Annotated in this window: 25 protein-coding genes; 11 read left to right on the top strand and 14 right to left on the bottom strand. The window is 71.3% G+C overall.

Annotated elements, in window-relative coordinates; all coding sequences use genetic code 11:
* Positions 1–172: 172 nt before the first annotated feature.
* Positions 173–1,615 (bottom strand): rifampin monooxygenase, encoded by a 1,443-nt coding sequence (gene rox / locus IF28_RS0130180; RefSeq protein ID WP_030226847.1) that lies wholly within the window; start codon positions 1,613–1,615, stop codon positions 173–175.
* 261 nt (positions 1,616–1,876) lie between these two features.
* Here rox and IF28_RS0130175 point away from each other — a divergent pair, with 261 nt between their 5' ends.
* Positions 1,877–2,506 (top strand): TetR/AcrR family transcriptional regulator, encoded by a 630-nt coding sequence (locus tag IF28_RS0130175; protein WP_051713931.1) that lies wholly within the window; start codon positions 1,877–1,879, stop codon positions 2,504–2,506.
* Here the strand turns inward: IF28_RS0130175 and IF28_RS0130170 are convergent.
* The 3 genes from IF28_RS0130170 to IF28_RS0130160 all read right to left on the bottom strand — a co-directional run bounded on the left by IF28_RS0130170 (position 2,494) and on the right by IF28_RS0130160 (position 6,468).
* The gene (locus IF28_RS0130170; RefSeq protein ID WP_030226841.1) at positions 2,494–3,030 is read right to left on the bottom strand and encodes a DUF4240 domain-containing protein; all 537 of its coding nucleotides are present in this window, start codon (positions 3,028–3,030) and stop codon (positions 2,494–2,496) included. The two genes, IF28_RS0130175 and IF28_RS0130170, sit on opposite strands and share 13 nt — an antisense overlap.
* An 86-nt stretch (positions 3,031–3,116) precedes the next feature.
* Positions 3,117–4,460, bottom strand: a complete 1,344-nt coding sequence (locus IF28_RS0130165; RefSeq protein ID WP_037894305.1) for an MFS transporter — start codon at positions 4,458–4,460, stop codon at positions 3,117–3,119.
* A 244-nt stretch (positions 4,461–4,704) separates the two neighbouring features.
* A complete protein-coding gene (locus tag IF28_RS0130160; RefSeq protein WP_030226835.1) occupies positions 4,705–6,468 on the bottom strand; it encodes a helix-turn-helix domain-containing protein in 1,764 nt (587 codons plus the stop codon).
* Between the two features lie 219 nt (positions 6,469–6,687).
* On the opposite strand from IF28_RS0130160, the gene IF28_RS0130155 reads away from it, so the two are divergent.
* Positions 6,688–8,316, top strand: coding sequence for a long-chain-fatty-acid--CoA ligase (locus IF28_RS0130155; protein ID WP_030226831.1), 1,629 nt, complete (start codon positions 6,688–6,690; stop codon positions 8,314–8,316).
* A 205-nt stretch (positions 8,317–8,521) separates the two neighbouring features.
* On the opposite strand, the gene IF28_RS0130150 is transcribed toward IF28_RS0130155, so the two are convergent.
* A complete protein-coding gene (locus IF28_RS0130150; protein WP_030226829.1) occupies positions 8,522–9,082 on the bottom strand; it encodes a hypothetical protein in 561 nt (186 codons plus the stop codon).
* A 148-nt stretch (positions 9,083–9,230) separates the two neighbouring features.
* Between IF28_RS0130150 and IF28_RS0130145 the strand changes: the two genes are divergently transcribed.
* The 4 genes from IF28_RS0130145 to IF28_RS0130130 all read left to right on the top strand — a co-directional run bounded on the left by IF28_RS0130145 (position 9,231) and on the right by IF28_RS0130130 (position 13,717).
* Entirely contained in the window at positions 9,231–9,821 is a 591-nt protein-coding gene (locus tag IF28_RS0130145) for a TetR/AcrR family transcriptional regulator (protein ID WP_030226825.1), read from the top strand.
* Positions 9,822–9,916: 95 nt separating this feature from the next.
* Positions 9,917–11,071, top strand: a complete 1,155-nt coding sequence (locus IF28_RS0130140; RefSeq protein ID WP_037894302.1) for an NAD(P)/FAD-dependent oxidoreductase — start codon at positions 9,917–9,919, stop codon at positions 11,069–11,071.
* Positions 11,072–11,201: 130 nt separating this feature from the next.
* Positions 11,202–12,098, top strand: coding sequence for an RNA polymerase sigma-70 factor (locus IF28_RS0130135; protein ID WP_030226820.1), 897 nt, complete (start codon positions 11,202–11,204; stop codon positions 12,096–12,098).
* Positions 12,099–12,199: 101 nt separating this feature from the next.
* Positions 12,200–13,717: an MFS transporter gene (locus IF28_RS0130130; RefSeq protein ID WP_030226814.1), complete on the top strand. Its 1,518-nt coding sequence runs from the start codon at positions 12,200–12,202 to the stop codon at positions 13,715–13,717.
* An 11-nt stretch (positions 13,718–13,728) separates the two neighbouring features.
* Here IF28_RS0130130 and IF28_RS0130125 read toward each other — a convergent pair whose 3' ends face one another.
* Positions 13,729–14,082 (bottom strand): antibiotic biosynthesis monooxygenase family protein, encoded by a 354-nt coding sequence (locus IF28_RS0130125; RefSeq protein WP_030226810.1) that lies wholly within the window; start codon positions 14,080–14,082, stop codon positions 13,729–13,731.
* 243 nt (positions 14,083–14,325) lie between these two features.
* On the opposite strand from IF28_RS0130125, the gene IF28_RS0130120 reads away from it, so the two are divergent.
* Positions 14,326–14,553: a hypothetical protein gene (locus IF28_RS0130120; RefSeq protein ID WP_234325379.1), complete on the top strand. Its 228-nt coding sequence runs from the start codon at positions 14,326–14,328 to the stop codon at positions 14,551–14,553.
* A 24-nt stretch (positions 14,554–14,577) separates the two neighbouring features.
* Here IF28_RS0130120 and IF28_RS0130115 read toward each other — a convergent pair whose 3' ends face one another.
* The 4 genes from IF28_RS0130115 to IF28_RS0130100 all read right to left on the bottom strand — a co-directional run bounded on the left by IF28_RS0130115 (position 14,578) and on the right by IF28_RS0130100 (position 17,725).
* Positions 14,578–15,150 (bottom strand): hypothetical protein, encoded by a 573-nt coding sequence (locus tag IF28_RS0130115; protein ID WP_030226803.1) that lies wholly within the window; start codon positions 15,148–15,150, stop codon positions 14,578–14,580.
* Positions 15,143–16,681 (bottom strand): helix-turn-helix domain-containing protein, encoded by a 1,539-nt coding sequence (locus IF28_RS0130110; RefSeq protein WP_030226800.1) that lies wholly within the window; start codon positions 16,679–16,681, stop codon positions 15,143–15,145. The genes IF28_RS0130115 and IF28_RS0130110 overlap by 8 nt, the downstream gene beginning before the upstream one ends.
* A complete protein-coding gene (locus IF28_RS0130105) occupies positions 16,678–16,977 on the bottom strand; it encodes a helix-turn-helix domain-containing protein (protein ID WP_030226798.1) in 300 nt (99 codons plus the stop codon). Before IF28_RS0130105 ends, IF28_RS0130110 begins: the two co-directional genes overlap by 4 nt.
* A gap of 100 nt (positions 16,978–17,077) precedes the next feature.
* Entirely contained in the window at positions 17,078–17,725 is a 648-nt protein-coding gene (locus tag IF28_RS0130100) for a TetR/AcrR family transcriptional regulator (protein ID WP_030226794.1), read from the bottom strand.
* Positions 17,726–17,820: 95 nt separating this feature from the next.
* Between IF28_RS0130100 and IF28_RS0130095 the strand changes: the two genes are divergently transcribed.
* Both IF28_RS0130095 and IF28_RS0130090 read left to right on the top strand, forming a co-directional pair.
* Positions 17,821–18,849 carry a hypothetical protein gene (locus IF28_RS0130095; protein WP_030226791.1) on the top strand — a complete coding sequence of 343 codons (1,029 nt, stop codon included), beginning with the start codon at positions 17,821–17,823 and terminating at the stop codon, positions 18,847–18,849.
* A gap of 65 nt (positions 18,850–18,914) precedes the next feature.
* Entirely contained in the window at positions 18,915–19,454 is a 540-nt protein-coding gene (locus IF28_RS0130090) for a GNAT family N-acetyltransferase (protein ID WP_030226788.1), read from the top strand.
* 162 nt (positions 19,455–19,616) lie between these two features.
* Here IF28_RS0130090 and IF28_RS0130085 read toward each other — a convergent pair whose 3' ends face one another.
* Positions 19,617–20,420 (bottom strand): class I SAM-dependent methyltransferase, encoded by an 804-nt coding sequence (locus IF28_RS0130085; RefSeq protein ID WP_030226784.1) that lies wholly within the window; start codon positions 20,418–20,420, stop codon positions 19,617–19,619.
* A 4-nt stretch (positions 20,421–20,424) separates the two neighbouring features.
* Positions 20,425–21,306, bottom strand: a complete 882-nt coding sequence (locus IF28_RS0130080) for an endonuclease/exonuclease/phosphatase family protein (RefSeq protein ID WP_030226782.1) — start codon at positions 21,304–21,306, stop codon at positions 20,425–20,427.
* Positions 21,307–21,464: 158 nt separating this feature from the next.
* Here IF28_RS0130080 and IF28_RS0130075 point away from each other — a divergent pair, with 158 nt between their 5' ends.
* Positions 21,465–22,496 carry a hypothetical protein gene (locus IF28_RS0130075; protein ID WP_051713930.1) on the top strand — a complete coding sequence of 344 codons (1,032 nt, stop codon included), beginning with the start codon at positions 21,465–21,467 and terminating at the stop codon, positions 22,494–22,496.
* A complete protein-coding gene (locus tag IF28_RS0130070) occupies positions 22,493–23,569 on the top strand; it encodes an alpha/beta hydrolase (protein ID WP_158713727.1) in 1,077 nt (358 codons plus the stop codon). Before IF28_RS0130075 ends, IF28_RS0130070 begins: the two co-directional genes overlap by 4 nt.
* Positions 23,570–23,615: 46 nt before the next feature.
* Here IF28_RS0130070 and IF28_RS0130065 read toward each other — a convergent pair whose 3' ends face one another.
* Together IF28_RS0130065 and IF28_RS0130060 are read right to left on the bottom strand one after the other, a co-directional pair.
* On the bottom strand, positions 23,616–24,830 hold the full coding sequence (locus IF28_RS0130065; RefSeq protein ID WP_030226777.1) for an FAD-dependent monooxygenase: 1,215 nt from the start codon (positions 24,828–24,830) through the stop codon (positions 23,616–23,618).
* Positions 24,827–26,278 (bottom strand): MFS transporter, encoded by a 1,452-nt coding sequence (locus IF28_RS0130060; protein WP_106982173.1) that lies wholly within the window; start codon positions 26,276–26,278, stop codon positions 24,827–24,829. The genes IF28_RS0130065 and IF28_RS0130060 overlap by 4 nt, the downstream gene beginning before the upstream one ends.
* Between the last annotated feature and the right edge of the window lie 4 nt (positions 26,279–26,282).

Here is a 26,282-nt window from a genome sequence, read left to right as displayed (position 1 = left end):
CGTGGACTGGAGGACCACGTCGCGTCCGCCGGCTGGTCCGAGACGGTCTCGTCGGTGCCCGTCCGCGGGTCGCGCAGGACGAGTGACGGTCCGCCCGTGCCGCGCGGGGCGTACAGCAGGCAGCGGCCGGTCGGCCGCGACGCCGATCCTCTCGGCTCCACAGGCTTTTCGGTCAGTCGGCGGGCCCGCCGAACCAGCGGGAGAGGTGGTCGTCCAGGTCCCGCTGATCGTCGCCGATCCAGGCGACATGGCCGTCGGGGCGCAGCAGGAGGCAGGGAACGTCCAGTGCCGCCGTGGGGTCGGCGAGGTGGTCGACCCGGTCCGACCAGCCGCCCGTGGTCAGGCGTCCGGTCCGGTCGAGGAGCAGTCCGCGGCCGTGGCGCAGCAGGTCGTAGAGGCGGCCCCGCGCGACGTCGAGGTCGGGCAGGCGGCGGCCGAGCAGGTCGGGGCCTTCGCCGACGTCGTAGCGGATGCCGATCGCGGTGATCTTCTCGATGAGGCGGCGGTTGACCTCGTCGAAGTCCATCAGTTCGGTGAGCAGCCGGCGCACGGCCCGCGGGCCCGGTTCGGTGGAGTGCAGTTCCATCTGGGCACGGGTGTTGTCGAGCACGTCGGCGGCGACCGGATGCCGTTCGGTCTGGTAGGTGTCCAGCAGGAACTCCGGTGCCCAGCCACGGACTTGGGCGGCCAGTTTCCAGCCGAGGTTGAACGCGTCCTGGACTCCGAGGTTGAGGCCCTGTCCTCCGGTGGGCGGGTGGATGTGTGCCGCGTCGCCGGCCAGCAGTACGCGCCCGACCCGGTAGCGTTCGGCCAGCCGGGTGGCGTCGCCGAAGCGGGACAGCCAGCGCGGCGAGTGCACGCCGAAGTCGGTTCCGGCGACGGTGCGCAGCTCTTGCCTGAAGTCGTCGAGGGTGGGCGGTTTTGCGCGGTCGCCGACCGCTGCGGCGGGGACCACGACGCTGTACGTCCGTGGGCCGACGGGCGTGAGCCGGAACCGCCTCTCGGTCCGGCCGATTTCGGTCGCCTTGGCGGCGATCTCGTCCCGCGGTACGCCCACTTCCATCTCACCCATCAGCGTGTCGGCCCGTGAGGGCTCGCCGGGGAAGCCGACGCCGAGGAGTGTGCGCACCGTGCTGCGCGCGCCGTCACATCCGACGAGATACCGCGTACGCAATTGCTCACCGTCCGCCAGTGCGACGGTCACACCGTCGCCGTGCTGCTCGAAACCGGCCACCGCGGCACCGTGCCGGACCTCGGCGCCCAGTCGGGTCGCGTGTTCCTCGAGCAGGCGGACGACGACCGGCTGCGGGATGCCCAGCAGATAGGCGTGCGCGGAATCGAGGTCCTTGGGCGCGGGTTTGCCGATGCCGGCGAAGAATCCGCCGGCCGGCCGCTGCCGCCCGTGTTCGCGCAGTCGGTCGAGGAGTCCGCGCATCGCCATCAGCTCGAGACTGCGGATGTGCAGACCGACGATGCGGACGTACGACGTGGGCTCGGTCTCCTTCTCCAGTACGAGTACCCGCACCTCGTGCAGCCGCAGTTCGGCGGCCAGTACCGCGCCGGTCGGTCCGCATCCGGCAATGATCACGTCGTAGGTGAACTTCGAGGAGTCCATGGGTGTTGCCTTTCGGGAGTGCCTTGGTGGAGAGGCGCTCCCGGCGACACCCGTGTCAGTCGCCGGCCATGACGGGAAGGGGGAGCACCCATGTCGATACAGCGTTCATGGGTCTCACCTCCTCGGGCGGTGTCACGGTCGACTGCACGCTACAAGTCCGGTCAGGACCCCGTCCAACGGTTTAGCCGTCGCCCGGAACACCAGGAACCGCCTGGTCACCGTCAAGACCGAACGTTCTACCGTTTGGTAGGGTCGGACGGTATGAGTCGCAGTACAGGGGGCGCCGTCACCTCCGAGGCGCGGGCACGCCTCCTCAGCACGGCGACCCGGATCTTCTACGCGGAGGGGATCCATTCCGTCGGCATCGACCGGATCATCGCCGAGGCGCAGGTGACCCGGGCCACGCTGTACCGTCACTTCGCCGGCAAGGAAGAGCTCGTCCTCGCCTACCTCGGCCAGGCCGACCGGGCGATCCGCGCGCAGGTCGCCGCAGCGGTGGCGGGCAGTCCGTCGGCGCCCGGCCGGATCCGGGCCGTCGCCGAAACCATCACCGACGGCATCCGGTCCCCCGGCTTCCGCGGCTGTGCCTTCCTCAACGCCGCCGCCGAATACTTCGACCCCGCCCACCCGGTCCACCAGGCGGTTCTCGCGCACCGGCAGTGGTTCCTGACCACCGTCACGGATCTGCTGGCGCAGACGGACGAAGAGACCGCCGACGCCGCGGGCCGGCACTTCGTCATGCTCCGTGACGGCGCGATGGCGGCCGGCTGCCTCTTCGACCCGGAACTGATCTCGGAGACCTTCCTCGACGGCGTCGAAGGCATCCTGGAGGCCTGCGCCGCGCACACATCCCACAAGGGGCTCGCCTCGGACGTGCCCTACGACGAGTAGAGAGCCGTCAGGCGGGGCAGTCGGCGCGCCATTTCGCCGCGATCGTCGAAATCGAAGTTCCAGGCGGGGTCCGGCTCGGGGTACCGGATGGTGAAAGCATCGTCAGGGATGTGCGCGCCGGTGGCGATGTCGTGTGCGTCCCAGGCGACGGTCAGCATCTCCCCGCACTCGAGAGGGCGTTCCGCGGCCGCCGCCGTGCGCACGGCGGACAGTTCCGCCAAGGCATCGGGATCCGCGGTCGCGCGTTCGAAGGCCTCGCGTCCCTGGGCGATCAGCCAGCCGCGGAAGTAGTCGAAGCCGTCATCGGAGCACCCGCCGTTGATCACGTAGGCGGCGGCCCACAGCGCGTCGGTGCAGGAGTCCGCCATCAGGTCCCAGAGCACCTGCTGGGTGGCGACGATCTCCTCGGCAGGGTGCGTGGCCAGTCGCGAGGTGGCCCGGCGGACGACGTCCGCGCCGTCGTCCGGGTCGGGCGCCTGTTGGCGGGCTGCCTCGATGAGCTGCCAGAACCCATACGTGTTCATGCCGGCAGAGCATGCCACCCGGCTCCGACACCGGGCCGGGTGGCCCGCGCCGCGACGACGGTACGTGGCGGACGCGGAGTCGCGCATCACTGTCTCCGTTCCATCCGAACGCCGGGTTCCGTGTGGGTGCCGAGGGCCGACCTGTGGTCCTCGTCGCGCACCGTGCGCCGCAGGAGCGGGAGAAGCAGGACACCGAGGACCGCTCCCGCGACCAGCACCGCGTTCCCGCCCGCCTCGCTTCCCCGGCCCTCGGCGAAGCCGTACAGGTACGGGCCGGCGAACCCGCCCAGCAGCCCTACCGTGTTGATGAAGGCGAGCCCCGCTGCGGCCATCAGACCGGACATCCGCGCCATCGCGACCGACCAGTACAGCGGGAGAACCCCGATGAGCAGCATCATCGCGACGTCGATCAACAGGATGCGGGCGACGGCGCCGTCCGCGAGGGTGTAGCTGCCCGCCACGACCGCCGTGGCGACGGTGACGCCCGTGAGGACGTGGAGTTCGCCGGCCGCCCTGCGATGGAGCCATGGGATGACGAGCACTCCGACGAACGCGCCGATACCGACGCTGCCGCTCACCAGGCCGATGGTGAAGGACCCTTCGACACCGAGGCTTTCGACGATCGACGGGAAGTTGTACTGGATCGACACGCTGTTGATCTGGTTGGCGAAGTAGATCACCGAGAGCGCGAGGATGAACGGCCGGCCGAACGCCACCTTGGCGTTGCCCTTCAGCGTGGCGTGTGCGGGAGCCGTGCGCACGACGGCCCGCTCGTCCAGTACCGCGGCCTCACGTGCCGTGAGCCACGGCGCGTCCGAGGGCCGGTCGGGCATCCAGCGCCATACGGCGCCGCCCACCAGGATCGTGATCACGCCCTCGATCAGGAACATCCACTGCCAGCCGAACAGGCCCGCCGCGCCGTGCAGTTCCATGAGGCCGCCGCCGAGCGGGCCTCCGAGGGCCAGGCCGGCGCACACGGCCAGATAGATGGTCCCGACCATCGTCACCCGCTGCCGCTGCGAGAACCAGATGGTGACGATGTACATGAGCGCCGGGTACAGGCCGGCCTCGGCGGCTCCGAGGAGGAAGCGGACGACGTAGAAGGACAACTCGCCCTGCACGAACATCATGCAGGCGCAGAGCGCCCCCCAGGTCACGGCGATACGGGTGATCCACCGCCGCGGTCCGACGCGGTGCATGACCAGGTTGCTCGGCACTTCGAGGGCCGCGTAGCTGAGGAAGAAGATGCCCGCGCCGGTGCCGTAGGCCGCGGCACTGATACCGACGTCGGCGTCGAGCGAGGTCTTCGCCAGGCCGACGTTGGTGCGGTCCACGAACGCCATGAAGTAGACCAGGCACAGGATCGGCATGAGGCGGAAGACGGCCTTGCGGCTGGCGGCCGCGTGCACGCGGTCGGTCTCCTCCCGCACGGGGTGTCCTTGATTCACGACGGGCCTCCGCGGGTCCGGCCCCGGACACCCTGGTCCGTCTCCGCACGGATCCCTGATACGACGCTCACGAACTCTCCCTCAGTCAGGCGCGTCTCCGCACTGCCCGGTGTGGTCGCCGTCACTGTAGGGAGCGGCGGGGTGCGTCATGAGGTCAGAACCTTCCATAGTTGCCGACGCCGGGGTGGGAAGAAGAACCACCATGGACGGGGTGGTGCGGCTCGTGTCAGAGGCGTACGGCGTGCCTGAGCCTCTCCAGGCGGATCGCCAGTCGCAGAGGGAGGTCGTCGGCGGCCCGCCAGTCGTGGCCGAGGACACTCGTGACCCGGTCGAGTCGCTTGAGCAGGGTGTTCAGATGGACCCGCAGGACGTCGGCGGTGCGGCGCAGATTGCCGTCGTTGCTGAAGTAGGCGTCCAGCGTGCCTATGAGGTCGGTCGACCGCCTGGCGTCGTAGTCGAGGAGGGGGCCGATCACATCGGCCAGGAACCGGTCGAGTTCGTGTGCGCGGTCGACGTCGAAGGCGAGTGCGTAGAGGGCGAACCGGTCCGTCGTCGCCGCGAGATCCGTCGCTCCGATGTGCCGGACCATCTGCGCGCACCCCGTGGCGCGCGCGAAGGCCCGCCCCCAGTCATGACCGGTGACCCGTTCGGACAGGACCAGGACGGGCCGGCCGAGTTCGGCGCGGAGCCGCTGGTGGACGGAGCGGGTGAACTGTTCCGCGTCCGCCGCGAAGCCGATCAGCGTCGCGCGGCCGAGGTGCTCACCGGCAAGTCCCGCCTCCTGCCGGGCGAGCGCGTGCAGGTGGCGGACGAGATCGCCGGCGGGGACGCCTTCGGCCTCGACGGTGATCACCACGTTCAGGGTGTCCAGGTCGATGCCGCGTGAGCGGGCCCGCCTCCGTTGTGTCACGCCGGCGCCGGGGCCGGCGACGATCAGCTCGGTGAGGAGTTCGCCGCTGAGCCGCTCGGCCGCGTCGGCGGCGGCGTCGTCCTTGAGGATCAGCAGTCCGACGACATGCGTCGCGAGTTCGAGGCTGCGCACATCGATGGCGGACGGCTCCTGGCGCTGGCTCCACACCACGGTGCCCAGGAGGCTGTCCCCGGCCCGGATGGTCGCCGCACTGTGCCACAGGCCGTCCGCGCCGGTCGTCGTGATGGCGCGCCCCGTGTTGCGCGCGAGCCCGATCACGTCGGTGAGCGCGGCGCCGCCGGACTCCTCGTCGCACGGTCCACCGGCACCGCCGCGGGCCAGGAGATCGCCGCCGCGGTCGAGGACGACGATCGAGCCTCCCATCTGCTCGGCGAGTTCGCGGGCCACCACCTGGGGCTCGCCACCGGCGAGCACGAGCCCGGTCAGCGCCTCGTGCACGCCCTGGGCCCGCTCCATCACCCTCACCTGTTCCTCGATGGTCCGGTAGGCCGTGCGCAGTTCGGCGAGCGCGCTGCGGCTCGCCTCGTACAGCCGGGCGTTGTCGAGGGCGACCGCCGCGTGGTCGGCGAACGCGCTGAGGAGGGCGATCTCGTCGGTACGGAAGGCGCGTGCGCTGCGGTGGGCGGCGAAGAGGGCGCCGATCACGCGGTTCCTCACGAGGAGAGGAACGCCGAGCAGCGCGACCAGTCCCTCGTTGCCGACGAGCGCGTCGAAGCCGGGATCGTGCCGCAGGCCGCCCGCGGCCAGGTAGTCGTCGACCCAGTGTGCGGCGCGCGACTGGATCACCTTGCCGCCGAGTCCGGTGTCGGGCGGGATGTGCGCCGAGCGGAACGCGGCGGAGATGGTGCCCTCGCTGGCCGTGATTCTCAGTACGCCGTCGTCGCCGAGCAGGGACAGATAGGTGAAGTCGGTACCGATCAGGTCGTGTGCGTGCCGGACGATGGAGTTCAGCACGTCGTCGACGTCGCCCAGGGCGGTCAGGGAGCGCGCCGTGGCGTACAGCGACGCCAGTTCGCGCTCGCGGGTCGGGCGGGTGTTCGCGTCTGCGCGCTCGTTCATGTGCCTGCGTCGTCCCTCGGGCGGGGCCGCCGGACCGAGGCCGGGGCCGGTCGTCATCGTGCGGAGCAGTAGATCATTCGTCCACCGTGAGGGGTGGAGTTGTGGTCGGTGCATACCTCCCCGGGCGGGTTTCCCGGCTTCTACGGTGATGCCGACCACGTGGGAGCGAGGGCCCGCACGACACGCCGCCCACGCACCCGGACGGGAGGAGAACCGCTCATGGACGGGCTCATGCAGCCGCGCCCCCTGACGATCGCCCACCTCTTCGAGCGCGCGGAGACGTTGTTCGCGCACAAGCGTGTCATCGACGCGGAGGGCACCGAGACCGTCTACGGCTCATGGGCGGACCGGGTGCGCCGCCTGGTCTCCGCCCTCGCCGTGCTGGACGTTCCGCCTGGCGCCCGGGTGGCGACGCTGGCGGCGAACCATCGGCGGCATCTGGAGGTCTACGCCGCGGCGCCCATCAGCAAGCGGGTCCTCCATACGCTCAACATCCGGCTCTCGGCGGAGCATCTCGTCCACATCGTCGAGCACGCCGGTGACGACGTCGTTTTCCTGGACCGGCGGCACCTGCCGCTGATCCTCGAGTGCCTCGACCGGCTGCCCGGCGTACGGCATTGGGCGGTCTTCCCCGACGGGACCGACTTCGCGCTGCCACCGGACCCCCGATTCGTCGGCTACGACGAGCTGGTGGACAGTGCCGAGCCGTACGAGGGCTCGTTCGAGGCGACGTTCGGTGCCGCGGACGAGAATCTGGCGGCGGGCCTGTGCTACACGTCCGGGACGGCCGGCCGTCCCAAGGGCGTCCTGTACAGCCACCGGTCGACCGTGCTGCACTGTCTCGGGATCATGGCGGCCGGTCTGATCGGCGTCAGCGAACGGGATGTGGTCCTGCCGATCGTCCCGATGTTCCACGCCAGCGCCTGGGGGCTGCCGTACGGCGCGCTGATGGCCGGAGCGGACCTGGTCCTGCCCGGTCCGTCAACCGACCGTGAGCATCTGGCGGACCTGATGGAGCGTCACCGGGTCACACTGGCGGCGGCCGTACCGACCGTCTGGACCGATCTCCTCCCCGGGCTCGCGGACCGGGACCTCGGCTCGCTCCGGCTCCTCCTCGGCGGCGGGTCGAGGGTGACCCCGGCTCTGTCCAGGGCTTACGAGGACACGGTCGGGGTTCCGCTCACCCACTCCTGGGGGATGACGGAGGTCAGCCCCGTCGGTGCCGTCGGAGGCCTGCACAGCCGGCACGACGGGCTGGACGCCGAGGCGCGCGACGCCGTCCGGGCCGCACAGGGACGGCCGATCCCCCTGGTGAATCTGCGCCTCGTCGACGTGGAGTCCGGTCGGCCGGTCCCCCACGACGGAGCGTCCGCGGGCGAGCTCCAGGTCACCGGCCCCTGGGTGGCCCGCGGCTACTTCGGGGGCGAGGGAGCCGACCACTTCACCGAGGACGACTGGCTGCGCACCGGTGATCTGGCCACCATCGACGAGGGAGGCCATCTGCGGCTCGTCGACCGGATCAAGGACCTGATCAAGTCCGGCGGCGAGTGGATCTCCTCGGCCGAACTGGAGGCGGCCATCGCCACCCACCCGGACGTGGAACAGGTCGCCGTCGTCGCACGCGAGGACCCACGCTGGGCCGAACGCCCGGTCGCCTTCGTCGTCCTGCGAGCCGGGTCGGATCCGACCATGGACAAGCTCCGTGAACACGTCTCGCACCGGGTCGCCTCGTGGTGGCTGCCGGACGAGTTCGTCGTCCTCGACTCCCTCCCGCTCACGGGAACGGGCAAACCGTTCAAGGAAGCCCTGCGGCGGTCGCTGGAGTCGCCCTCAGACACTTCGTCCTGACCATCGACCGGGCCCGGGGCATCATGCGCCGCTTCATCCTGACGGGGAGGCCCGACGGGCGAGGCGGGTGGTCCGCGTGATGAGCATCGCCCCGGGCCGGCGGGCCGGGCCACCAGGCCGGTGGGTGTGGACACCCGCACGGCTGCCTCCGGGCTCGACGCCGTCGCGGGGGCCGGCGACGGCGTCGTAGGCGTCCGTGTTCGCCTCAGTCGCTCTTCGCCGTGCGGCTCAGGCGCAGGGCGGAGACGAGGAAGAAGACGGCGCCCGGGACGGCGTAGCCGATCGCGTTGCTCAGCGAGGGGTCGTCCGCGCCGGCCGAGGCGATGAACGAGCCGCCGGCCAGCACCGATATGCCGCCGCTGAGGATCATCGCCCACTGGCCGCCCATCCTGCGGCGGGGAACGGCCACGATCAGCTGGACCAGGCCGGCCACGACCGCCCAGGCGCCCCATACGCGCAGCACCGCCGGGATGCCCGACGCGCAGGCCGCGGCCAGGCCGACGGCGGTGACGGAACTGACCGCGACGTTCACATACAGCAGGAGGGGCGACCCCGTGGCACGGGAGACCTTCGCGTCGTAGACCGCCGCGCCCACGTCGAACAGCGGGTACAGCACCAGCAGCACCGCTCCGGCCGGAGTGATCTCCGAGGCCATCGTGAACATGACGAGGGCCCAGACGATCGCGAACGCGAACCGGACGAAGTACAGCCGCCGCAGGGCGGCGGCGGTCCCGGCGATGCCGGACGGAGCGGTGACGGTGCTCACGGTGTTCCTTTCGGTGAATACGCCGGAGGCGGGGAAGCCCAGGCGTACCTGCGGTCGACGTCAGGGAGACTGAACGTTCTGTCCCGTAGCCTGGCAACCCCTCGGACCTTCTGTCAAGACCGAACGTTCTACCTACTACGATGGGCGCATGGTGACCAGCGAATCCGGCAGCCGGCCGTCCGAAGCGCGGTCGAGGCTGCTCAGGACGGCGAGTCAGGTCTTCTACACGGAGGGGATCCACTCGGTCGGCGTCGACCGCATCGTCAAGGAAGCGCAGGTGACTCGGGCGACGTTCTACCGCCACTTCCCCAGCAAGGAGAGTCTCGTCGTCGCGTACCTGAGCGAGGCCGACCGCGCCATACGGGGCCGGGCCGACGCCGCCGTCGCCACGGGGCTTCTGGCCGCCGACACCGTCCGGGCCCTGGGCGCGGCCATCGCCGAGGACATCCGGTCCCCGGGGTTTCGCGGCTGTGCCTTCCTCAACGCCGTCGCCGAGTTCCCCGACCCCGGGCACCCGGTGCACCAGGCCGTGCTCGCGCACCGCCAGTGGCTGCTCGACACCGTCACCGGGCTTCTGGCCGAGATCCGGGAGCAGCCCGCCGAACGCGCCGCCCGCCACTTCGTGATGATGCGCGACGGTGCGATGGCCGCCGGCTGTCTCTTCGACCCGGCCCTGGTGTGCGAGACCTTCCTCCACGGAGTCGAAGGACTCCTCAAGGCCCACGCCGCGCACCCGTAGGCCGCACCCGTGTGCGCCACGTCTCACCCGCGGTCTGTTGTCCCGCACGTCCGGCCGGTGTCTCCATGCCGAGTTCACTACGCAAGGGAGACATGATGAACGGGAACGTGCGCGTGGTCGTGGTCGGTGGCGGCTACGGCGGTGTGACGGCGGCCAACCGGCTGGCCCGGCGCGACGGCGTGTCGGTGACCCTGGTCAATCCCCGCCCCGACTTCGTCGAACGGATCCGCCTGCACCAGTTGGTGACCGGCTCCGACGACGCGGTCGAGGACTTCGGGAAGGTCATGGGCGGCAACGTCCGGCTGGTGGTCGACACGGCGACCCTGATCGACGCCGCCGGACGCCAGGTGTCACTGGCGGGCGGCGACACGCTCTCGTACGACTATCTCGTCTACGCGGTGGGCAGCGGCGCCTCCGCTCCGGGCGTGCCCGGAGCGGACGGGTTCGCGCACCGGGTGTCGGACCTCGAGGGGGCGTCCGAGCTGCGTGCGGCTCTCGCTGCGACACCCCTGCCGGTTCCGGTGACCGTGGTCGGGGCCGGTCCGACCGGTCTGGAGACCGCCGCCGAGCTGGCGGAGGCGGGCCGCAGGGTGACCCTCGTCTGCGGCGATGTGCTCGGCCCCTCCCTGCACGCCCGGGTTCGCCGCCCGGTCGCCCGCCGGCTCGCCAAGCTGGGGGTGACCGTCCTCGAGGGCCCCGGCTCGCGGGTGACGGAGGTGACGCGGGACGCCGTACGGCTCGACGACGGCCGCGAACTGCCCAGCGCGGTGACGATCTGGACCGCGGGGTTCCGGGTTCCTGATCTGGCCGCCCGCAGCGGGCTGCGTACCGACTCCGACGGCCGTCTGATCACCGACACGACGCTGACCAGCGTCGACGACGAACGCATCGTCGCCGCCGGGGACGCGGGGGTGATGCCGGACCACCCGTTCCGGATGAGCTGCCAGGCCGCCGTACAGCTGGGTCCGGCGGCCGCGGACACGATCCTGCGCCGGATGGCGGGGAAGAAGGGCGCCTCCGTCCGGATGTTCTTCGCCGGGCAGTGCCTCAGCCTGGGCCGGAACGAGGGCGTCACCCAGTTCTCCTACCCCGACGACACGGTGAACGCGCTGCGCGTCAGCGGGCGGCCCGGCGCCGGCGTGAAGGAGATCGCCTGCCGGTTCACCCACGGCAAGCTGGTGTCCGGGGCGCGCAAGGCCGGTTCCCGAGCACCTCGGGCGCGGAACACCAGCCCCGCCCGTACGTCGTAGCCGGACGGTGCGGAGCAGGGACACCGATCCGCGTACGAGGCATGATCATCGCGGGCCTCACCTCATCGGGCGGGTACGCGGTACCCGACCCCGTGTGTGAGGCCCGCCCCGAGAAAGCGAAACGCACGACATGAACGACAGCGTGAACGACCCCGCGACCGAGGCGTTCGTCGCCCATCGCGATCTGCTGTTCACCGTCGCCTACGAGATGCTCGGTTCGGCGGCGGACGCCGAGGACGTCCTCCAGGAGACCTGGCTGCGGTGGGTGAAGGCCGACATCGCGGAGGTGCGGGACCCGCGCGCCTATCTGGTCCGCATCGCGACCCGGCAGTCACTCAACCGGCTGCGCACCCTCAAACGGCGCAAGGAGGACTACGTCGGCCCCTGGCTGCCCGAGCCCCTGCTCACGGCCCCGGACGTGTCCGAGGACGCCGAACTGTCGGAGAACCTGTCACTGGCGCTCATGTACGTCCTCGAAACCCTCTCGCCGACCGAACGCGCCGTCTTCGTGCTGCGTGAGGTCTTCGACTTCGGCTACGACGACATCGCCGCCGCGATCGGCAGGACCACCGCCGCCACCAGCCAGATCGCCTACCGTGCCCGTCGGCACGTCGACGCCCGCCGGCCCGGGACGCCGGCTTCCCCGCAGCAGGCCCGGGCCGCCCTGGAGTCGTTCCGCTCCGCGCTGGAGACCGGGGACCTTCAGGGCCTGCTGGACGTGCTCGCCCCGGACGTCGTCTTCGTCAGCGACGGCGGCGGTCTCAGGCTGGCGGCGCTGCGGCCGGTCGTCGGGACCGACAAGGTCCTGCGCTACATGGCCGCCAGTGTCGTCAAGGCCGGCGGCACGTTCACCAGTGAGCCCACGACGGTCAACGGCAACCCGGGACTCCTGCTGCGCGTGGACGGCGTACTGGACGGAGTGCTCGCCCTCCGCGTGGAGAACACCCGGGTCACCGGCCTCTACTACGTCCGCAATCCCGAGAAGCTCACCCGCGTGGAGTCCGAGACCCCTCTCACCTCCCGCTGAGCCCGCGTCATCTCCTCAGGTGATTCGCCGGCCGTCGGGTGTGCGCGGGCCCCGGCCGGGGAACCTGTTCGCCGGGCCGGGCCCTGCGGAGAGGACCACTTGTGACAGCGTCGGTGTCGGGGGCGGACGACCACAGCCCTGGTGACCGGGAGGACGAGTACCGGCCGGATCCGCACCGGTGGCGGGCCCTGTGGGTCACCCTGGTGGCCGGCTTCATGAGCCTGCTGGACGTCACGATCGTGGCGGTGGCACTGCCCACCGTCCAGAACGACCTGCACGCCTCTCCCGCACAGGTCCAGTGGGTGGTGTCGGGCTACGCCCTCACCTTCGCCCTCGCCCTGGTCACCGCCGGCCGGCTCGGTGACGCCATGAACCGGCGTCGTATCTTCCTCGTCGCACTCTGCGGTTTCGTGATCTTCAGTGCCGCCTGCGCGGCCGCCCCGGACATCGACCTGCTGATCGTGGCCCGGCTCGCGCAGGGGCTGGCGGCGGGCTTCATGGCACCGCAGAACTCCGCGTTCATCCAGCAGCTGTTCCGCGGCGCCGAACGCGGCCGCGCCTTCGGTTACTTCGGCGCGACCGTCGGGATCTCCTCCGCCTCCGGTCCCCTCATCGGCGGCACGATCCTCGCGCTGGCCGACCATCCGGGCGGCTGGCGCTGGATCTTCTACGTCAACGTCCCCATCGGTGTCCTCGCCGTCCTGCTGGGACACCGTCTGCTGCCGCGGAGCCGGCCGTCCGGCCGGGGGCATGTGGACGTGCCGGGCGTCCTGCTTCTCGGGCTCGGCGTCTTCGCGCTCATGTATCCGCTGGTCCAGGCGGAGTCCGGCGGACTGTCCAGGCTGTGGTGGCTGTTCCCCGCCGGGGGCGCGCTTCTCGCCGTCTTCGTCCGCCGGCAGTACCGTCTCGTCGCCCGGGGCGCCGGTCCGCTGCTCGACCCTCGTCTGTTCACCACGGTGCGCGGCTACGCCGTCGGCGCCGGTGTCGGCACCCTCTACTTCGTCGGTTTCAGCGGCGTCTGGCTCGTGTTCGCCCTCTTCTACCAGCACGGCCTCGGCTTCTCGCCGCTGCGGTCCGGTCTCGCCGTCACCCCGTTCGCGCTCGGTTCGGCGGGCGCGGCCGTCGTGTCGGGACGGCTGGTGGACCGGTTCGGCCGGCTGCTCACCGTGTGCGGGCTCGCGGGGGTGCTCGCCGGGCTGGGCGGCACCGCGCTGCTGCTGCGCTTCGCGCCGCTGGACATCGCTCCCTGGCTGGCCGCCCCCGCGCTGTTCGTGGGCGGTGTCGGCGGGGGCTTCGTGGTCTCCCCCAACATCACCATGACGCTGCGGGACGTACCCGTGCGGATGGCGGGCGCGGCCGGCGGGGCGCTGCAGACCGGGCAGCGGCTCGGCGCGGCGGTGGGCACCGCGGCACTGCCCGGCCTCTTCTATCTGGTACTGGGCGAGGGCGACGACTACCCGCGGGCGGTGGTCGTCGCGCTGGGTGCCGCCCTCACCATGATGCTGACGTCGCTCGCCCTGGCGGCGTACGACTGGCGGCGCGACCGGCGCAGGCGCGAGCCGCACCGGAAGTGCCCGGACGAGGTCGCGAACAGTCCCGTGCACGCGCGGCAGAGCTGACCCCTCGCGTCCTACGCCCGCGTGAACCCGTGGCTCCGCTCCACTTTCGCCACGTGCAGTGTGTACGTCTCGTACCACTCGGCTCGTCCGCGCTTCTGTGCCGCGCGGTGCTCGGCGTTGCCGCGCCATTCCGTGAGGGCGTCGGCGTCCCGGAAGTATCCGACGGTGATGCCCAGCCCTCCGGGAGTCTGCGCGTGGTCCATTCCCAGATATCCGGGAATGTCCTTCACCAGGTCCTCCATACGGGCGTTGGTCTCGCGGTACCCGCTCTGCTCCTGGGTGCGCACGGTGGTGAACACGGCTACGTAGTAGGGGGGTTCGAATGCCTCGAAGGGCAAGACAGGCACGTACGGATGATCGCTCATGTCCCAACTCTAAGGCCGCACGGGCCTGTTCATACGCTGCGGCCGGTCTCTCCACCCGCGGTCGCGCCCGCTCCCCCGCGTCCGTCGTCCCGTCCCGTCCGGCGAGGCCGGGTGGGAGGGACGGACATTCCCTCCTACGCGTGGGGCTGTCGGCGGGAGTTGGGGCGTCGTGCCGAGGGTGAGCGCCTGTGCGCCCCGTAGGCCCTCTGGCGGGCTCTCCCGGTCCGGAGCACGGTCGAGCGTGTGGAGGAGGAGCAGCGGGAGCTGGAGTGTGCGGGCCGTGGCGACGGCAGTGGCTGTCCGCACGGGGACGTGCTGATCGGTGTCGCGGTTGCGGTGTACCGGTGCGACGACTGCTTGCACTACTGGGAGCTGGACGAGACGGAACCGCACCGACGGGCGGACCCGGGTGAGGCGCCGTCCCTGCCGTGGAGGGATCCGGACGAGGCCGGGCACGGGACGGCGGCGTAGACCGGGCGGGGAAGCTCCGCGGTTTCAGGCGGCGAAGCCGATGTTGGTGACGTATTCGTACTGGCCCCACTGGGAGCCGAGGTCGACGATCTGTTCCACCCAGGCGTCGTCCATCGCCTGCTCGTCGCCCGCCGCCCACGCGTCGACGATCGCCTCCCAGTGGCGGATGTTGAGGGTGCGGTACTCGACGGCGCGCTGTCGTGGCCGTTCGACGCCGGACTGGTTGACCGGGTGGATCTCCACGCGGGTGCCGCGCCCGGCGCGGTGGAGGCGGGCCGACAGATGGCGGGCGACGTTGTGCCGGCGCACGGTGCGGTAGGCGTCCTCGACGCGGGCCAGGTTGGCGTTGCTGGGGCGGCGTGCGCCGTCGAGCCAGGCCTTGAGGGTCCGGTCGGTGACGGTCAGACCGGCGGCGCGGGCGGCGGCCAGCGCGTGCGGGGTGCGGGTGAGGTAGCGCAGGCGTGCGGCCAGGCCCCGACGGGTGGTCGGAGGACTGGTGATGTAGTCGACCAGGGCGTCCAGTTGCCGGGCGACGGCCTGGTGGCCCTTGATGCCGCGGGCCCCGTACAGGCCGAATTCGAGGGTGCGCTCAGGCATGGGGGTCGCCCTTCTCGTCCGCCGGGCCGTCGGCGTCGACGGTGTAGACGTCCTTGACCTTCACCTCGGTGACGCCGCGGCCCTCGTCGAACACCGCACGCCAGTCGCCGACGACGTGGAGTTCGTCGGTGCCCATGACGCGGACGACCATCAGGCCCTCGTCGTACGCGCGATGGGCCTTCCACCACAGGTTGGCGAAGGCCTGGGAGCGGATGATGTGCATCCAGTCGGTGCGGTAGAGCTCACGGTTGTAGTTCGACTCGCCCATCGTGGAAACGAACTTGGAGTACATGGCCTTCACATACTCCAGTGTCACCTCGTCGCCCTCGGTGATCGCCCGCTCCCGGGCGTCCTTGAGTGTGGTCCGGAACTTCTCCAGCAGGCTCTCGGTGGCACCGGAGGTCCAGGACTCGTGGATCTCGGGCGGGTCGCACAGGGCGTACTTGGGGCCGGACAGGCGCAGGAGCAGGCGCAGGGTGGGTTCGGTGACCCAGAGGGGTCCCGGTTCGTCGCGGGTGCCGATCGGGTTGGGCAGGACCGCTTCGTGGTCCCAGCCGGGCGGGGTGATCAGGTGCAGGCCGGCGCGACGGCGGTCGTGGACGCCTGTGGTGTCGTGTTCCAACTGGCCCAGCGGCAGGTGGGTCTTGAGGGCGGACAGATAGGCGCCGTTGATGTCGAGGGCGGTCACCCCGTGGGTACCGGGCGGGAGTTCGGGCCGGGCCCATTTGGGTCGGGCCTCCCAGATCCGGTCGGCTCCGCGGGAGGTCTGCTTGCGCAGGATGTCGGGCAGCCACGGATGCGCGATGACGTCGTACCGGCCGCCCTTGCGCGTGGCGTCCAGCAACGCCATCGCGTCCGGGATGGCCCGCTTGGCCAGCGCCGCGGCCGCCGCGTCGACGTCCCCGGAGTGCTCCGCGAGGGCGGCTGCGACGGCGGAGCCGATCGCGTCCGGAGTGTCCGCACGCCGCATGCGGCGGCCCACGGGCACGACCTTCACTCCGCGCGCCGCCGCAGGCCGGGGGGTGGGGCCGGAGCGCGCCGGTTCGGCCTGTTCGCAGTCGGCGGGATCGAGGTGCTGAGGAAAGCCCGCGACCTGGTGGTGGGCGGGCTGTCCGCACAGGACGCACGGCCGGGCGACAGGAAGCGTCTCGACGTCCTCCTGCTCGGTGTCGTGGGCGGGCTCCGGCTCGATGTCCTCGGCGGACTCCGGCTCGTCGTCACCGGCCGGCGCTTCCTCGGTCTCGGTACGCTCCGCCTGGTCGTGACCGTCCGGTGCCTCCTCGGCCTCGGCGGCGAGTTTCGTACGTGCCCCCTCGAGGAAGTACGCGTATTTCTCCCGTACTTCGCCGCCGGGCTCCCGTCCGGATTCCCAGCCGGCGATCGTGGACGGACCGACGTCCAGGGCGCGTGCGAGCTGGGCGCGTGACACGTTCAACCCTTCCCGCAGGGTTCGTCGCTGCTCGGAGGGCGGCAGCGGGACTTCCTTGCGGGCCCCGGCGAGGAGGGCGTCGATCGCCTCGAAGTCGGTCATCGTCCCGGCCCGTCCTGTACGGCTGCGGGGCGTGCGGCGCGCCCGGGAACGCGGCGGCGCTCGGCGGGCAGCGACTCCGCGGCTCGGGTCGGCCCGGCCAGAAGGTCGAGCACGTCGATGCTGAAGTGCACGGCCACCGTCTCACAGTCGGCCAGGCTCCACGCGGCGGTTCCGGCCTGCCGGCGGCTCACCTGTGCCTGACTCACTCCCAGGGCGGCGGCAAGCCCGGTCTGGGACTCACCGGTCGCATGCAGCAGCGCGGCGACGGCGGACCGTACGCGCTCCTCCAGATCCATGCTCACAGCGCGTATTCTACTACAGATTGGCCATGCTCCATACGTTTTACGCACAGCAGAGTGAGCGTCGGTTACGCAGGAGCGGTCGCGCGGCGCGGCTTCACTCGTGCGTGCGCTGCCGCGCCTGTTCCTCGACCGCGTCAAGAGCGGGCGCGAGCGCGGCAAGGGCGGAGCGGAGCAGGTCGGGCAGTGAGCCGGACGGCACGACGAGCCCGCCGGCCGGGTGGGGTGCGGCCGAAGGCTGGATCCACTGCTGGAGTGCGGTGCGCACCGCGGCTGCCACGCTCGCCGCGAGCACGCGGGCCGTGAGTGTGCCGGCGTCGCCGAGACGCCGGCCGATCGCCGCCGCGAGGGGATCCTCGATCGCGGCGGCGGTGTCGAGATAGGCGGCACGCAGTGCGGGGCTGCCGGTGATCAGCAACAGTTCACCCGGGTCTCGCGGGGCGGTGTGCTGCTCCAGGACTGCCGCGGTCAGGGCGTCGGCGAGGCGGACGTCGGCGGGCCCGGCCGCGACCGCCGCGGCGACCCGTGACTCCCGTTCGGCGGTGACGGCGGCGACGATCGCCTGTTCACGGCTGGCGAAGTAGTTGTTGTAGGTCCTCGGCGAGACCCCGGCGGCCTCCGCGATGTCCTCGACGCGGACGGCGTCGGGCCCCCGCTCGAGAGCCAGCCGCAGTGCCGCCTGCCGCAATGCCACTCGGGTGGCCTGCTTCTTCTGCTCGCGCAGCCCGGTCCGCCTTGTCGTCACCCTCGCAGTGTTCCAGTTGTTTTGCGTGCGCGCAAACTTGCGTGCACGCAATTTCTGCTTCTACGCTCAGGCCCTCCGACAGAAGGGTCAGACGCATGCGGGCCAAGGGCATCTGTTACGACACCGGCTTCGTCCGCGACGGCCGCAACTCCCGGGAGCGCTTCGATCCCGCCCTGGTCGGAAGAGAGCTGGCCATCATCCGCGACGATCTCCACTGCAACGCCGTCCACATCACCGGCGGCGACCCGGACCGCCTGGAGCTCGCCGGCCGCTGCGCCGCCGAACTCGGGCTGGAGATCTGGTTCTCGCCCTACCCGCTGGAGCTGACGCCCGACGAGATGCTCACGCTGTTCGCCGACTGCGCGGAGCGGGCCGAGCGGATCCGGGCGCGGGGAGCCGAGGTCGTGTTCGTGACCGGCGTGGAGCTGAGTGTCATGAACCGGGGGTTCCTCGAAGGCGGCAGCACCGACGAACGCGTCGGCCGGCTGCTGGGCGACCCTGCCCGCCAGCCCGAGAGGCTCGCCGCGGCCGGCGACCGGATCAACTCCTTCCTCCGCGAAGCCGTGCCGGTGGTCCGCGAGCGCTTCCACGGCAAGGTCACGTACGCCGCCATCCAGTTCGAAGGCGTCGACTGGGACCTGTTCGACTTCACGACCTACGAACTCATCCGGTCCGCGGAGGTGGCCGACCGGTTCCGCGACGGCGTGCGCAGCCTCGTCGCACAGTCCAAGCCGCTCGCCATCACCGGCTTCGGCACCGCCACCTGGCGCGGCGCGGGTGACGTCGCGCCGCGCAGCATGGAGGTGCTGGTGACCGACGAGGCCACCGGCGCGCCGCTCCGGCTGACCGGGGTGTACGAGCGCGACGAGGCCGGCCAGGCGGCATACCTGAGCGAGCTGCTCGAGATCTTCGACAGCGAGGGCGTCGACAGCGCCTTCGTGTTCCTGTTCGCGCTCTACAACCTCCCTCACCGGCCCGACGGTGATCCGCGCGACGACCTCGACCTCGCCAGCCTCGGTGTCGTCAAGGTCCTCGAGGACCGTCACGGCGACGCTTACCCCGATCTGCCCTGGGAGCCCAAGGCCGCCTTCGCCGCGGTCGCCGACCACTACCACGGCGGCTGACCACCTGCCGTCGGCAGGGCCGGTGAACTCCCTGCGCTCCCAGGTCCGGTGGATAGGTTGGCCCTATGACAGACCTCGGCCCCGTCGCCTGGCCACCGCCCCCGATCAGGACCCCGCGCCTCGTGCTCCGTGTACCCGAGGCGCGGGACCGGGCGGCGTTCGTGGAACTGCTGGCCTCACCGGAGGTGCACACCTATCTCGGCGGGCCTCGTCCCCGTGCCGATCTGGAGCGCGAGCTGCCCGAGGTGCCCGAGCGCTGGCCGGGCAGTTTCGTCGTCGATCTCGACGGGGCGATGATCGGCCAGATCCTGCTCAGGCGAGCGACGCAGCACCTGCGCCCGGCCGCCGTGGGGAAGGCCGATATCGGTTATCTGTTCCTGCCGTGGGCGTGGGGACGCGGGTACGCAGCCGAAGCGTGCGAGGCGGCACTCGGCTGGTTCGACGGATCCCTTCCCGGCGAGCCTGTGGTGCTCGCGACGCAGACCGCCAACGCCGCTTCGATGCGCCTCGCGGCGAAGCTGGGCTTCACCGAGGTGGAGCGGTTCCGTGCCTGGGATGCCGAGCAGTGGCTCGGTCTGCGGTCAGGGGCCGGACGTCGCGGGTGAAGGCCGGGCCGATCCGGGTGGCGATCCCGAAGCAGTCCTCCGGTATACGAGGTCCGCTCCCGGGTGACGAAGCCCGGCAGGTTCAGTTCTGCGACGGACCGGTCCATGGCGGATACGGGACACGGCGGTATCCGCCGTTCGGCCGCGCTCGCGAAGCTGCGCTCAGCCGTCCCCGGCCGCTTCCGACCGTGCTTGGCGGACACGCAGCACGCCGGTCAGCATGGGGAGGGTGAACTCGCCGTGGGCGGTCTCCGGTCCGCTCGCGAGGAAGGCGCGGATCCTGTCCAGCGTGGCCCGCCGTTCCGGTTCCGGCATGACCAGCATCCCCGCGCGTGTGGCGAGGGTCGCGACGAGGGAGTCGGCGGTGCGGCGCTGTCCGTGCGGGAACTCGGACCGTTCCGGTGAGCCGAACCGGGCGGCCGCGCCGCTCCCCGGAAGGTGCGCGCCGGCCGTCGCGGCGCGCCATGAGGCGGCCGTGTCACGCGGGCCGACGGCCGCGCTCCCGCTGATCCGTGCGAGCCCGGCGACCCAATCGACCCGGTCGTTCAGGACGTTCCACAGGCCGGCCAGAACGCCGTCCGGTACGAGGACCCTGGCGATCTCGGGTCCCGCGACGGCCATGTCGAACCAGTGCATGGCGTTGCCGGCCAGTACGGCGTCGACGGATCCGTCCGGGAGCGGTATCGCCTCCGCGCTGCCCTTCAGGGCGCGGACGGCCGGCAGTGAGCGGCGCAGTTCGGTCAGCATCGCCGGGTCGGGCTCGACCGCGACGACGTCGGCGCCCAGCGCGATCAGGGCGGCGGTCAGCTTGCCGGTTCCGGCACCGAGGTCCAGTACGCGCGGGCCGGGCGCGGGCTCGAGCGCCCAGCGTACGGCGGCCCGTGCGTAGGGGGGACGGTGCTCGGCGTACGCGGCCGCCGCGGCGCCGAACGACGAGGCGTGGAGGCGGCGTTCGTCCTCGTTCATGCGGTCATCGCAGGTCCAGGTCGGCGTGTACGAGGTCGTGGTCCGAGTACAGGCTGGGTTCCACTCTCTGGCTGAGCGCGGTGACGTCCCTGAGGAAGATGTAGTCGAACTTGCTGCGCCAGTCGGTGGTCGTCTCGCAGTTGCCGGTGGACGAGGGACGGCAGTCGGGGTCCGCGTCGTCGGCCAGGGACCACATCGGGGCGAGTTCGGGGGCGTCCGGTACCGCGTTGAAGTCGCCGAGGACGATCGTACGGTCGTGGCGTGCGACCTCCTCGGCGAGTACGGCGGCCTGGTCCACGCGGATCTCTTCCTGGCGCCGTTCGGCGAAGTGGGTGTTGAAGACCCGTACGGACCGGCCGTCCACCGTGGTGGTGACGGCCATGTACCCCCGGTCCTCGGAACCTCCGTCGGGGTACTCCACGTTGACGGCGTCCGTCATCGGCGCGGCCGAGAGGATCGCCTGGCCGTAGCCTCCCGGATTCCACGGCGCTCCGCCGCAGCGGCCCCAATTCCGCAGCACGGAGCCGTACTTGACGTGGTAGACCAGCCCGTGCAGGTGTTCCAGATGCTGCCGGATGCTCTCGACGTCACGCACGCACGCCTCCTGCATGCCGATGACCTGCGGTGCGTGCTCCGCGATGTCCGCCGCCCGGCCGACGTTGCTCGCGTCGCAGGGGTTGCAGAGGTTCCATGTCGCGACCCGGTTCGGTACGACGTCCTCGGCGGCGTCCACGGGAAGGGACCTCGCGGAGGGGGTGCCGAACGGTGTGCTGGAGCCGAGGAACACCATGCAGGCGACCAGCACGGCACCCGCGAGCAACCGCGTGCTCCCTCCGAGCACCTTCGCCTCCTCACCGCCGGCACACCGGGCGTCCGACGTCTCCATGCAGGAGCATATGTGACGGCGCCGCCCGCAGCCGTCGGTCCGCCCAGCGGCGGGACTCCGGGCAGCGGCGGCGGGGGCTGCCCGGGATGTGAACGGGGCGGACAGGCCGCGGCGTGAGAGGGTGGCGGCGACTGGAGGTGGCGGTGCGGAGTCCTGACATGTCCCGCGGTGCTCGACTGGCGGCGTACGGTGCCGTCTCCACGTCGTTGGCACTGTGCGGTGACCGCAGACTGCGCGACCTGGTGGACGCCGCCGAGCCGCTCGGTTCCGGTATCGGCGGGAGGTCGGTGCTGCTGGAGGTGGAGGGGGCCCCGGTCTTCGTCAAGCAGGTACGGCTCACCGATCTGGAGCGACGGCCGCAGAACATCCGCTCCACGGCGAATCTGTTCGGGCTGCCGGTCTTCTGCCAGTACGGCATCGGCGACATCGGCAGCCCGGGGTTCGGCGCGTGGCGGGAGCTGGCCGCGCACACGATGACGTCGGACTGGGTGGTCGCGGGAGATCACGAGGGCTTTCCCCTGACGTACCACTGGCGGGTGCTGCCCGACGCCGGACGGCCGCTGCCTGAGGAACTGGCCGATGTGGAGCGGGCTGTGGCCTATTGGGGAGACGGAGCGGGGGTACGCCGCCGGGTCGAGGCGCTCCGGGATTCCTCGGCGAGTCTGACGTTGTTCCTGGAGTACCTGCCGCAGAACCTGCATGACTGGCTGAACACTCAGGTCGGGGCGGGCGGCGAGGCGGCAGAGCGGGCCTGCGCCATGGTGGAGAGCGAACTGGACGCGGGTCTGTCGTTCATGAACGCCCGCGGGCTGGTGCACTTCGACGCCCACTTCCAGAACATCCTCACCGACGGACGCCGGCTCTTCCTCACCGATTTCGGCCTCGCGACGTCCTCCCGCTTCGAACTCGCACAGGACGAGCGCGAGTTCCTCGACACGCACCGCGAGTACGACCGGCGTTACGCGTTCTCGCATCTGGTGAACTGGCTGGCTGTCGCCCTGTTCGGGTACGAACCGGAGGAACGCAGGGCCTTCGTGCACGCCTGTGCGCGGGGGGTGGCCCCGCCGCCGGGTGTTCCGGCGGGGGTGGCGGCGGCCTTGCTGCGGCACGCGCCCATCGCCGCGGCGATGGGGGACTTCTCCCGCCGGTTCGTGCGAGAGGGCCGGTCGGCGAGGTGGTGGGCGAGGTGAGCGGGTTCATCATGTCCGTCGTACTGCTGGCGCTGTGTACGTTCGCCGCGGTGCGGCCTCCGATGCCCCGGCATTCGAGCCGGTCGAACCTGTGGTTCTGGCTGGGGTATCTCATCAACGAACAGCCGTTTCCCGGCTTGGTCTTGCTGGCCGCGAGCACGGTTCCCACCCTGTCGACCGGGGTCGGCACGCCGGCGTGGTGGCTCGCGGCCGCGCTCACCGCCGTCCCTGCCTGTGGCATGGTCGCGCTCGCGGTCCGCGCACGCTCGGCACGAGGTGTGCTGGAAGGGGCCCTCGCGGACGGGCCCGGCATCCGGATGGTGCGCGGCCGACTGCCGCTCCTGCGCGTCCTGTTGCTGCCGTTCGTTTCGTGGCGGCCGGGCGTACGCCGGCTCCGCGACCGGCGGTACGGCGACGCGCGGACCCAACGCCTCGACGTCTACATGCCCCGGAGCCGGCCGCGCGGCGCCCCTGTCCTGCTGTATCTGCACGGCGGGGGCTTCGTGACGGGCAGCAAGCTGCTCGGCGCGCGGCCGCTGCTCCACCGCCTGGCCGGGCGGGGCTGGGTCTGCGCGAGCGCCAACTACCGTCTGCGGACGGCGTACGGCGACTCGCTCGAGGACGCCAGGCAGGCGATCGTCTGGCTGCGCCACCACGCCGGCGAGCTCGGCGCCGACCCGTCCCGTGTGGTCGTGGCCGGAGGGTCGGCGGGCGCCCACCTCGCCGCGACGGTCGCGCTGACCGACGACTCGATCTCGGGTGCGATCGGACTGTACGGCTACTACGGTCCGGCGGGCGAGGGCGCGTCGCCGCACGCCCTTCTCCACGCCGAAGCACCGCCCTTCCTCATCGTGCACGGCAGCCTGGACACGCTGGCGCTCTCCGCGGACGCCCGGCGCTTCGCGGACGAACTCGCCGCCGTCTCCGACGCCCCGGTCGCCTTCGCCGAACTTCCCGGCACCCAGCACAACTTCGACTACTTCCACTCGCTGCGGCTGCACGCCGTGAGCGACGCGGTCGAGAGCTTCGCGGGCTGGGTGACCCGCACGGGTCACGGTCGGCCCGCCGGCTGACGATCGGCGAGGCAACCTCGGGATGCCGGCGCCGGGCCCGTCCGGCTCAGCCGGTCCCCGGCCGGTCCCCGAGGTCCTCGGGCAGGGTGAGGGCCGTGTGGGCGGCGCGGCCGGCTCGGGGTGGTGAGGTGGTGAGGGCGCGCAGGGCGTTGTTGCGCCTTTCCAGGGCTTCGGCGGTGGTGGGGAACAGGGCCGTGTCGCCGTTACCGGCCTGGGACTGGTTCAATTCCACGAATCCGCGGGTGTCGCGCTCGTAGGCGGCGAAGGCGTCGGTGTGGTCGCGGTGGGTGGCCAGGGAGTGGGCGAGCATGTAGGCGCCGACGAGGGCGAGGCTGGACCCCTGTCCCGTCAGGAACGACGGGGCGTGGGCGGCGTCGCCGACGAACGCGACCCGGCCGCTCGACCAGCGCGGCAGGTGGATCTGGCTCACGGTGTCGAAGAACCGGTCGTCGGCGTCGCGCATGCCGCGGAGCATGGCCGGGATCTCCCAGCCGTCGTCGGCGAACACGGCGGTGACGAGGTCGCGTTGTGCCTCGGGGTCGCGCAGGAACTCGTTCGGGGGCTGCGGGTGGGTGAAGTCGAGGAAGGCGTGCAGTTCGTCGCCGTCCCCCACCGCGTAGAGCGCGGCGGCCCTTCCGGGAGTGTTCCAGACGAGTACCTCGTGGGAGAGACCGAGGGTGTTGGGCATGGTGAAGATGGCGAAGCAGTGTCCCAGATGGCGGTGGAACCGCTCCTCGGGGCCGAGGACGAGCTCCCGCGTGTGCGAGTGCAGCCCGTCCGCGCCCAGGACCAGGTCGAAGTCGCGCCGTGCGCCGCTGCGGAAGATGACGTCGACACCGTGCTCGTGTTCGGTGAGGGTGTCGATGGAGTCGTCGAAGACGAACTCCACCTCGTCGCGGACCGTCCCGTACAGGATGTCCGCCAGATCGCCGCGCGGCACCTCGACGTCGTGTCCCCCGGTGCCGCCGGCCACCGCCCGCGGGTGCACCACCGCCGCCGTACCGCCGTCCGCGTCGAGGAAGGTCATCCGGCGCAACTCGACGTGTGCCCGCTGGAGTCGCGGCAGGATTCCCATACGGCGGGCCACCTCGACGGCGGTGCCGCGCACGTCGATCGGGTAGCCGCCGCCCCGCAGTCCCGTGGCCTTCTCGACGACCGTCACCGTGAATCCGTACCGGTGCAGCCAGAACGCCACGGCGGGACCCGCGATGCTGGCACCGGACACCAGGACCGTGCCTTTCGAAGCCGTGCTCGCGTTCATACGTCAACTCCTGAGGTCGTTTCCGTCATCGGGCGGTCCTGGCGTGTGCCGCGTACGAGGAGGAGGGCCAGTACCGCGGCGATCGCGAACGCGCCGGAGGCGATCGCTATGCAACTGAACACACCCGTGGCCGAGTTCACCGTCTCGCCGTCGACGGACACGGAGGTCGACTCGAGCACGGCCGCTCCCGCGAAGTTCAGCACCACCGAACCGATCGACACCATGAGCATGACGAGGCTGGACACGATGCCCTGGCGCTCGGGGGACGCGAGGCTTCCCGCCATGTTGAAGCCGGATGTGCCGAGCGCTCCCACCGTGACGCCCAGCAGGAAGCCGCAGCAGAGCGCGGCGGCGAGCTGCGAGGCGCCGAGGAACATGCCGGTGGTTACGACCGTGCCGAGCACGACCGACCCGGCCAGTGTCGTGGCCGGTCCGATGCGTGCGGCGAGCCATCCGGCCGTGGGGCCTCCGAGGGTGACACCGAGTCCCGGCGCCGCGAGGAGCAGTGCCACCGATCCCTGGTCGGCCAGTCCGTAACCGAGGTGTCGGCCGGCCGGGACGTCACCGATGAGGGGGATGAGCTGCAGCATGCTCTGGTACGAGCCGGCGGCGAGGAAGACGACAAGGAGCGTGAGGACCAGGGGACCGCCGAGGTTCCTCACGTCGATGAGGGGGTCGGGCTTCCGGCTCGAGACCAGGAACCACCTCACCAGTGCCGTGATGCCGCAGGCGAGGAGGGCCAGGGGGCCGGTGCCGAACCAGCCGAACTCCGCGCCGAGGCTGACGTGGCCGAGCACCCCGGCGAGACCACCGCCGAGAAGGAGGGCACCGCCGACGTCGATCCTGCCCGGTGTCCTGACCGGGGACTCGGGAAGGACGTGGTGCGCGCAGACCGCCATGGCGGCCGCGACGAGGGCCGATACGAGGAAGAGGACCTGGAAGCCGAACTGCGAGGCGAGTTCCTCGATGAGGAAACGGGACGCGATGTTGAGGACCGCGGAGCCGGAGGTCACGATGCCCACGACGATCATCGCGGTGCGGGGCGCGCACACACCCCGCACGATCGCGACGGAGAGGAAGACGGTCGCCAGAGCCGCCCCTTGTAACATGCGCCCCGGCACGAACACCCAGAGGCTGGGCGCCACGGCGCACACCAGGGCACCCGCGCAGCTGAGGAGCAGCGCCAGCACGAGCACCTTGCGTCTGCCGTGGATGTCGGCGCTTCTGCCGAGCAGGGGTGCCCACATCACTCCCGCCAGCATCGCGGTGGCGTTGAGCCATGCCGCCTGCCCGGTGCCGAAATGGTCGAGCATCTCCGGGAGGACGAGCAACGGCGCGGTGATGGCCGAGTCGACCACGAAGTTCACCAGCGCCAGGACGGCGACCAGGCCGATCAGCCGGCCGTTCCCCCGCGTGTGGGGTCGTACGTCGGTACCGCTCTGCCCCATCGGG

The organism is Streptomyces sp. NRRL WC-3626 (assembly GCF_000718785.1).
In the GTDB taxonomy this organism is placed as follows: domain Bacteria; phylum Actinomycetota; class Actinomycetes; order Streptomycetales; family Streptomycetaceae; genus Streptomyces; species Streptomyces edwardsiae.
This window is presented reverse-complemented; position numbering and strand designations above follow the sequence as displayed.

Excerpts from the sequence above, each read along its gene's own strand:
- rox (WP_030226847.1), bottom strand. The coding sequence starts at position 1,615 with ATGGACTCCTCGAAGTTCACCTACGACGTGATCATTGCCGGATGCGGA.
- IF28_RS0130175 (WP_051713931.1), top strand. The coding sequence starts at position 1,877 with ATGAGTCGCAGTACAGGGGGCGCCGTCACCTCCGAGGCGCGGGCACGC.
- IF28_RS0130170 (WP_030226841.1), bottom strand. The coding sequence starts at position 3,030 with ATGAACACGTATGGGTTCTGGCAGCTCATCGAGGCAGCCCGCCAACAG.
- IF28_RS0130160 (WP_030226835.1), bottom strand. The coding sequence starts at position 6,468 with ATGAACGAGCGCGCAGACGCGAACACCCGCCCGACCCGCGAGCGCGAA.
- IF28_RS0130155 (WP_030226831.1), top strand. The coding sequence starts at position 6,688 with ATGGACGGGCTCATGCAGCCGCGCCCCCTGACGATCGCCCACCTCTTC.
- IF28_RS0130145 (WP_030226825.1), top strand. The coding sequence starts at position 9,231 with ATGGTGACCAGCGAATCCGGCAGCCGGCCGTCCGAAGCGCGGTCGAGG.
- IF28_RS0130140 (WP_037894302.1), top strand. The coding sequence starts at position 9,917 with ATGAACGGGAACGTGCGCGTGGTCGTGGTCGGTGGCGGCTACGGCGGT.
- IF28_RS0130135 (WP_030226820.1), top strand. The coding sequence starts at position 11,202 with ATGAACGACAGCGTGAACGACCCCGCGACCGAGGCGTTCGTCGCCCAT.
- IF28_RS0130125 (WP_030226810.1), bottom strand. The coding sequence starts at position 14,082 with ATGAGCGATCATCCGTACGTGCCTGTCTTGCCCTTCGAGGCATTCGAA.
- IF28_RS0130115 (WP_030226803.1), bottom strand. The coding sequence starts at position 15,150 with ATGCCTGAGCGCACCCTCGAATTCGGCCTGTACGGGGCCCGCGGCATC.
- IF28_RS0130110 (WP_030226800.1), bottom strand. The coding sequence starts at position 16,681 with ATGACCGACTTCGAGGCGATCGACGCCCTCCTCGCCGGGGCCCGCAAG.
- IF28_RS0130105 (WP_030226798.1), bottom strand. The coding sequence starts at position 16,977 with ATGGATCTGGAGGAGCGCGTACGGTCCGCCGTCGCCGCGCTGCTGCAT.
- IF28_RS0130095 (WP_030226791.1), top strand. The coding sequence starts at position 17,821 with ATGCGGGCCAAGGGCATCTGTTACGACACCGGCTTCGTCCGCGACGGC.
- IF28_RS0130090 (WP_030226788.1), top strand. The coding sequence starts at position 18,915 with ATGACAGACCTCGGCCCCGTCGCCTGGCCACCGCCCCCGATCAGGACC.
- IF28_RS0130085 (WP_030226784.1), bottom strand. The coding sequence starts at position 20,420 with ATGAACGAGGACGAACGCCGCCTCCACGCCTCGTCGTTCGGCGCCGCG.
- IF28_RS0130080 (WP_030226782.1), bottom strand. The coding sequence starts at position 21,306 with ATGGAGACGTCGGACGCCCGGTGTGCCGGCGGTGAGGAGGCGAAGGTG.
- IF28_RS0130075 (WP_051713930.1), top strand. The coding sequence starts at position 21,465 with ATGTCCCGCGGTGCTCGACTGGCGGCGTACGGTGCCGTCTCCACGTCG.
- IF28_RS0130065 (WP_030226777.1), bottom strand. The coding sequence starts at position 24,830 with ATGAACGCGAGCACGGCTTCGAAAGGCACGGTCCTGGTGTCCGGTGCC.
- IF28_RS0130060 (WP_106982173.1), bottom strand. The coding sequence starts at position 26,278 with ATGGGGCAGAGCGGTACCGACGTACGACCCCACACGCGGGGGAACGGC.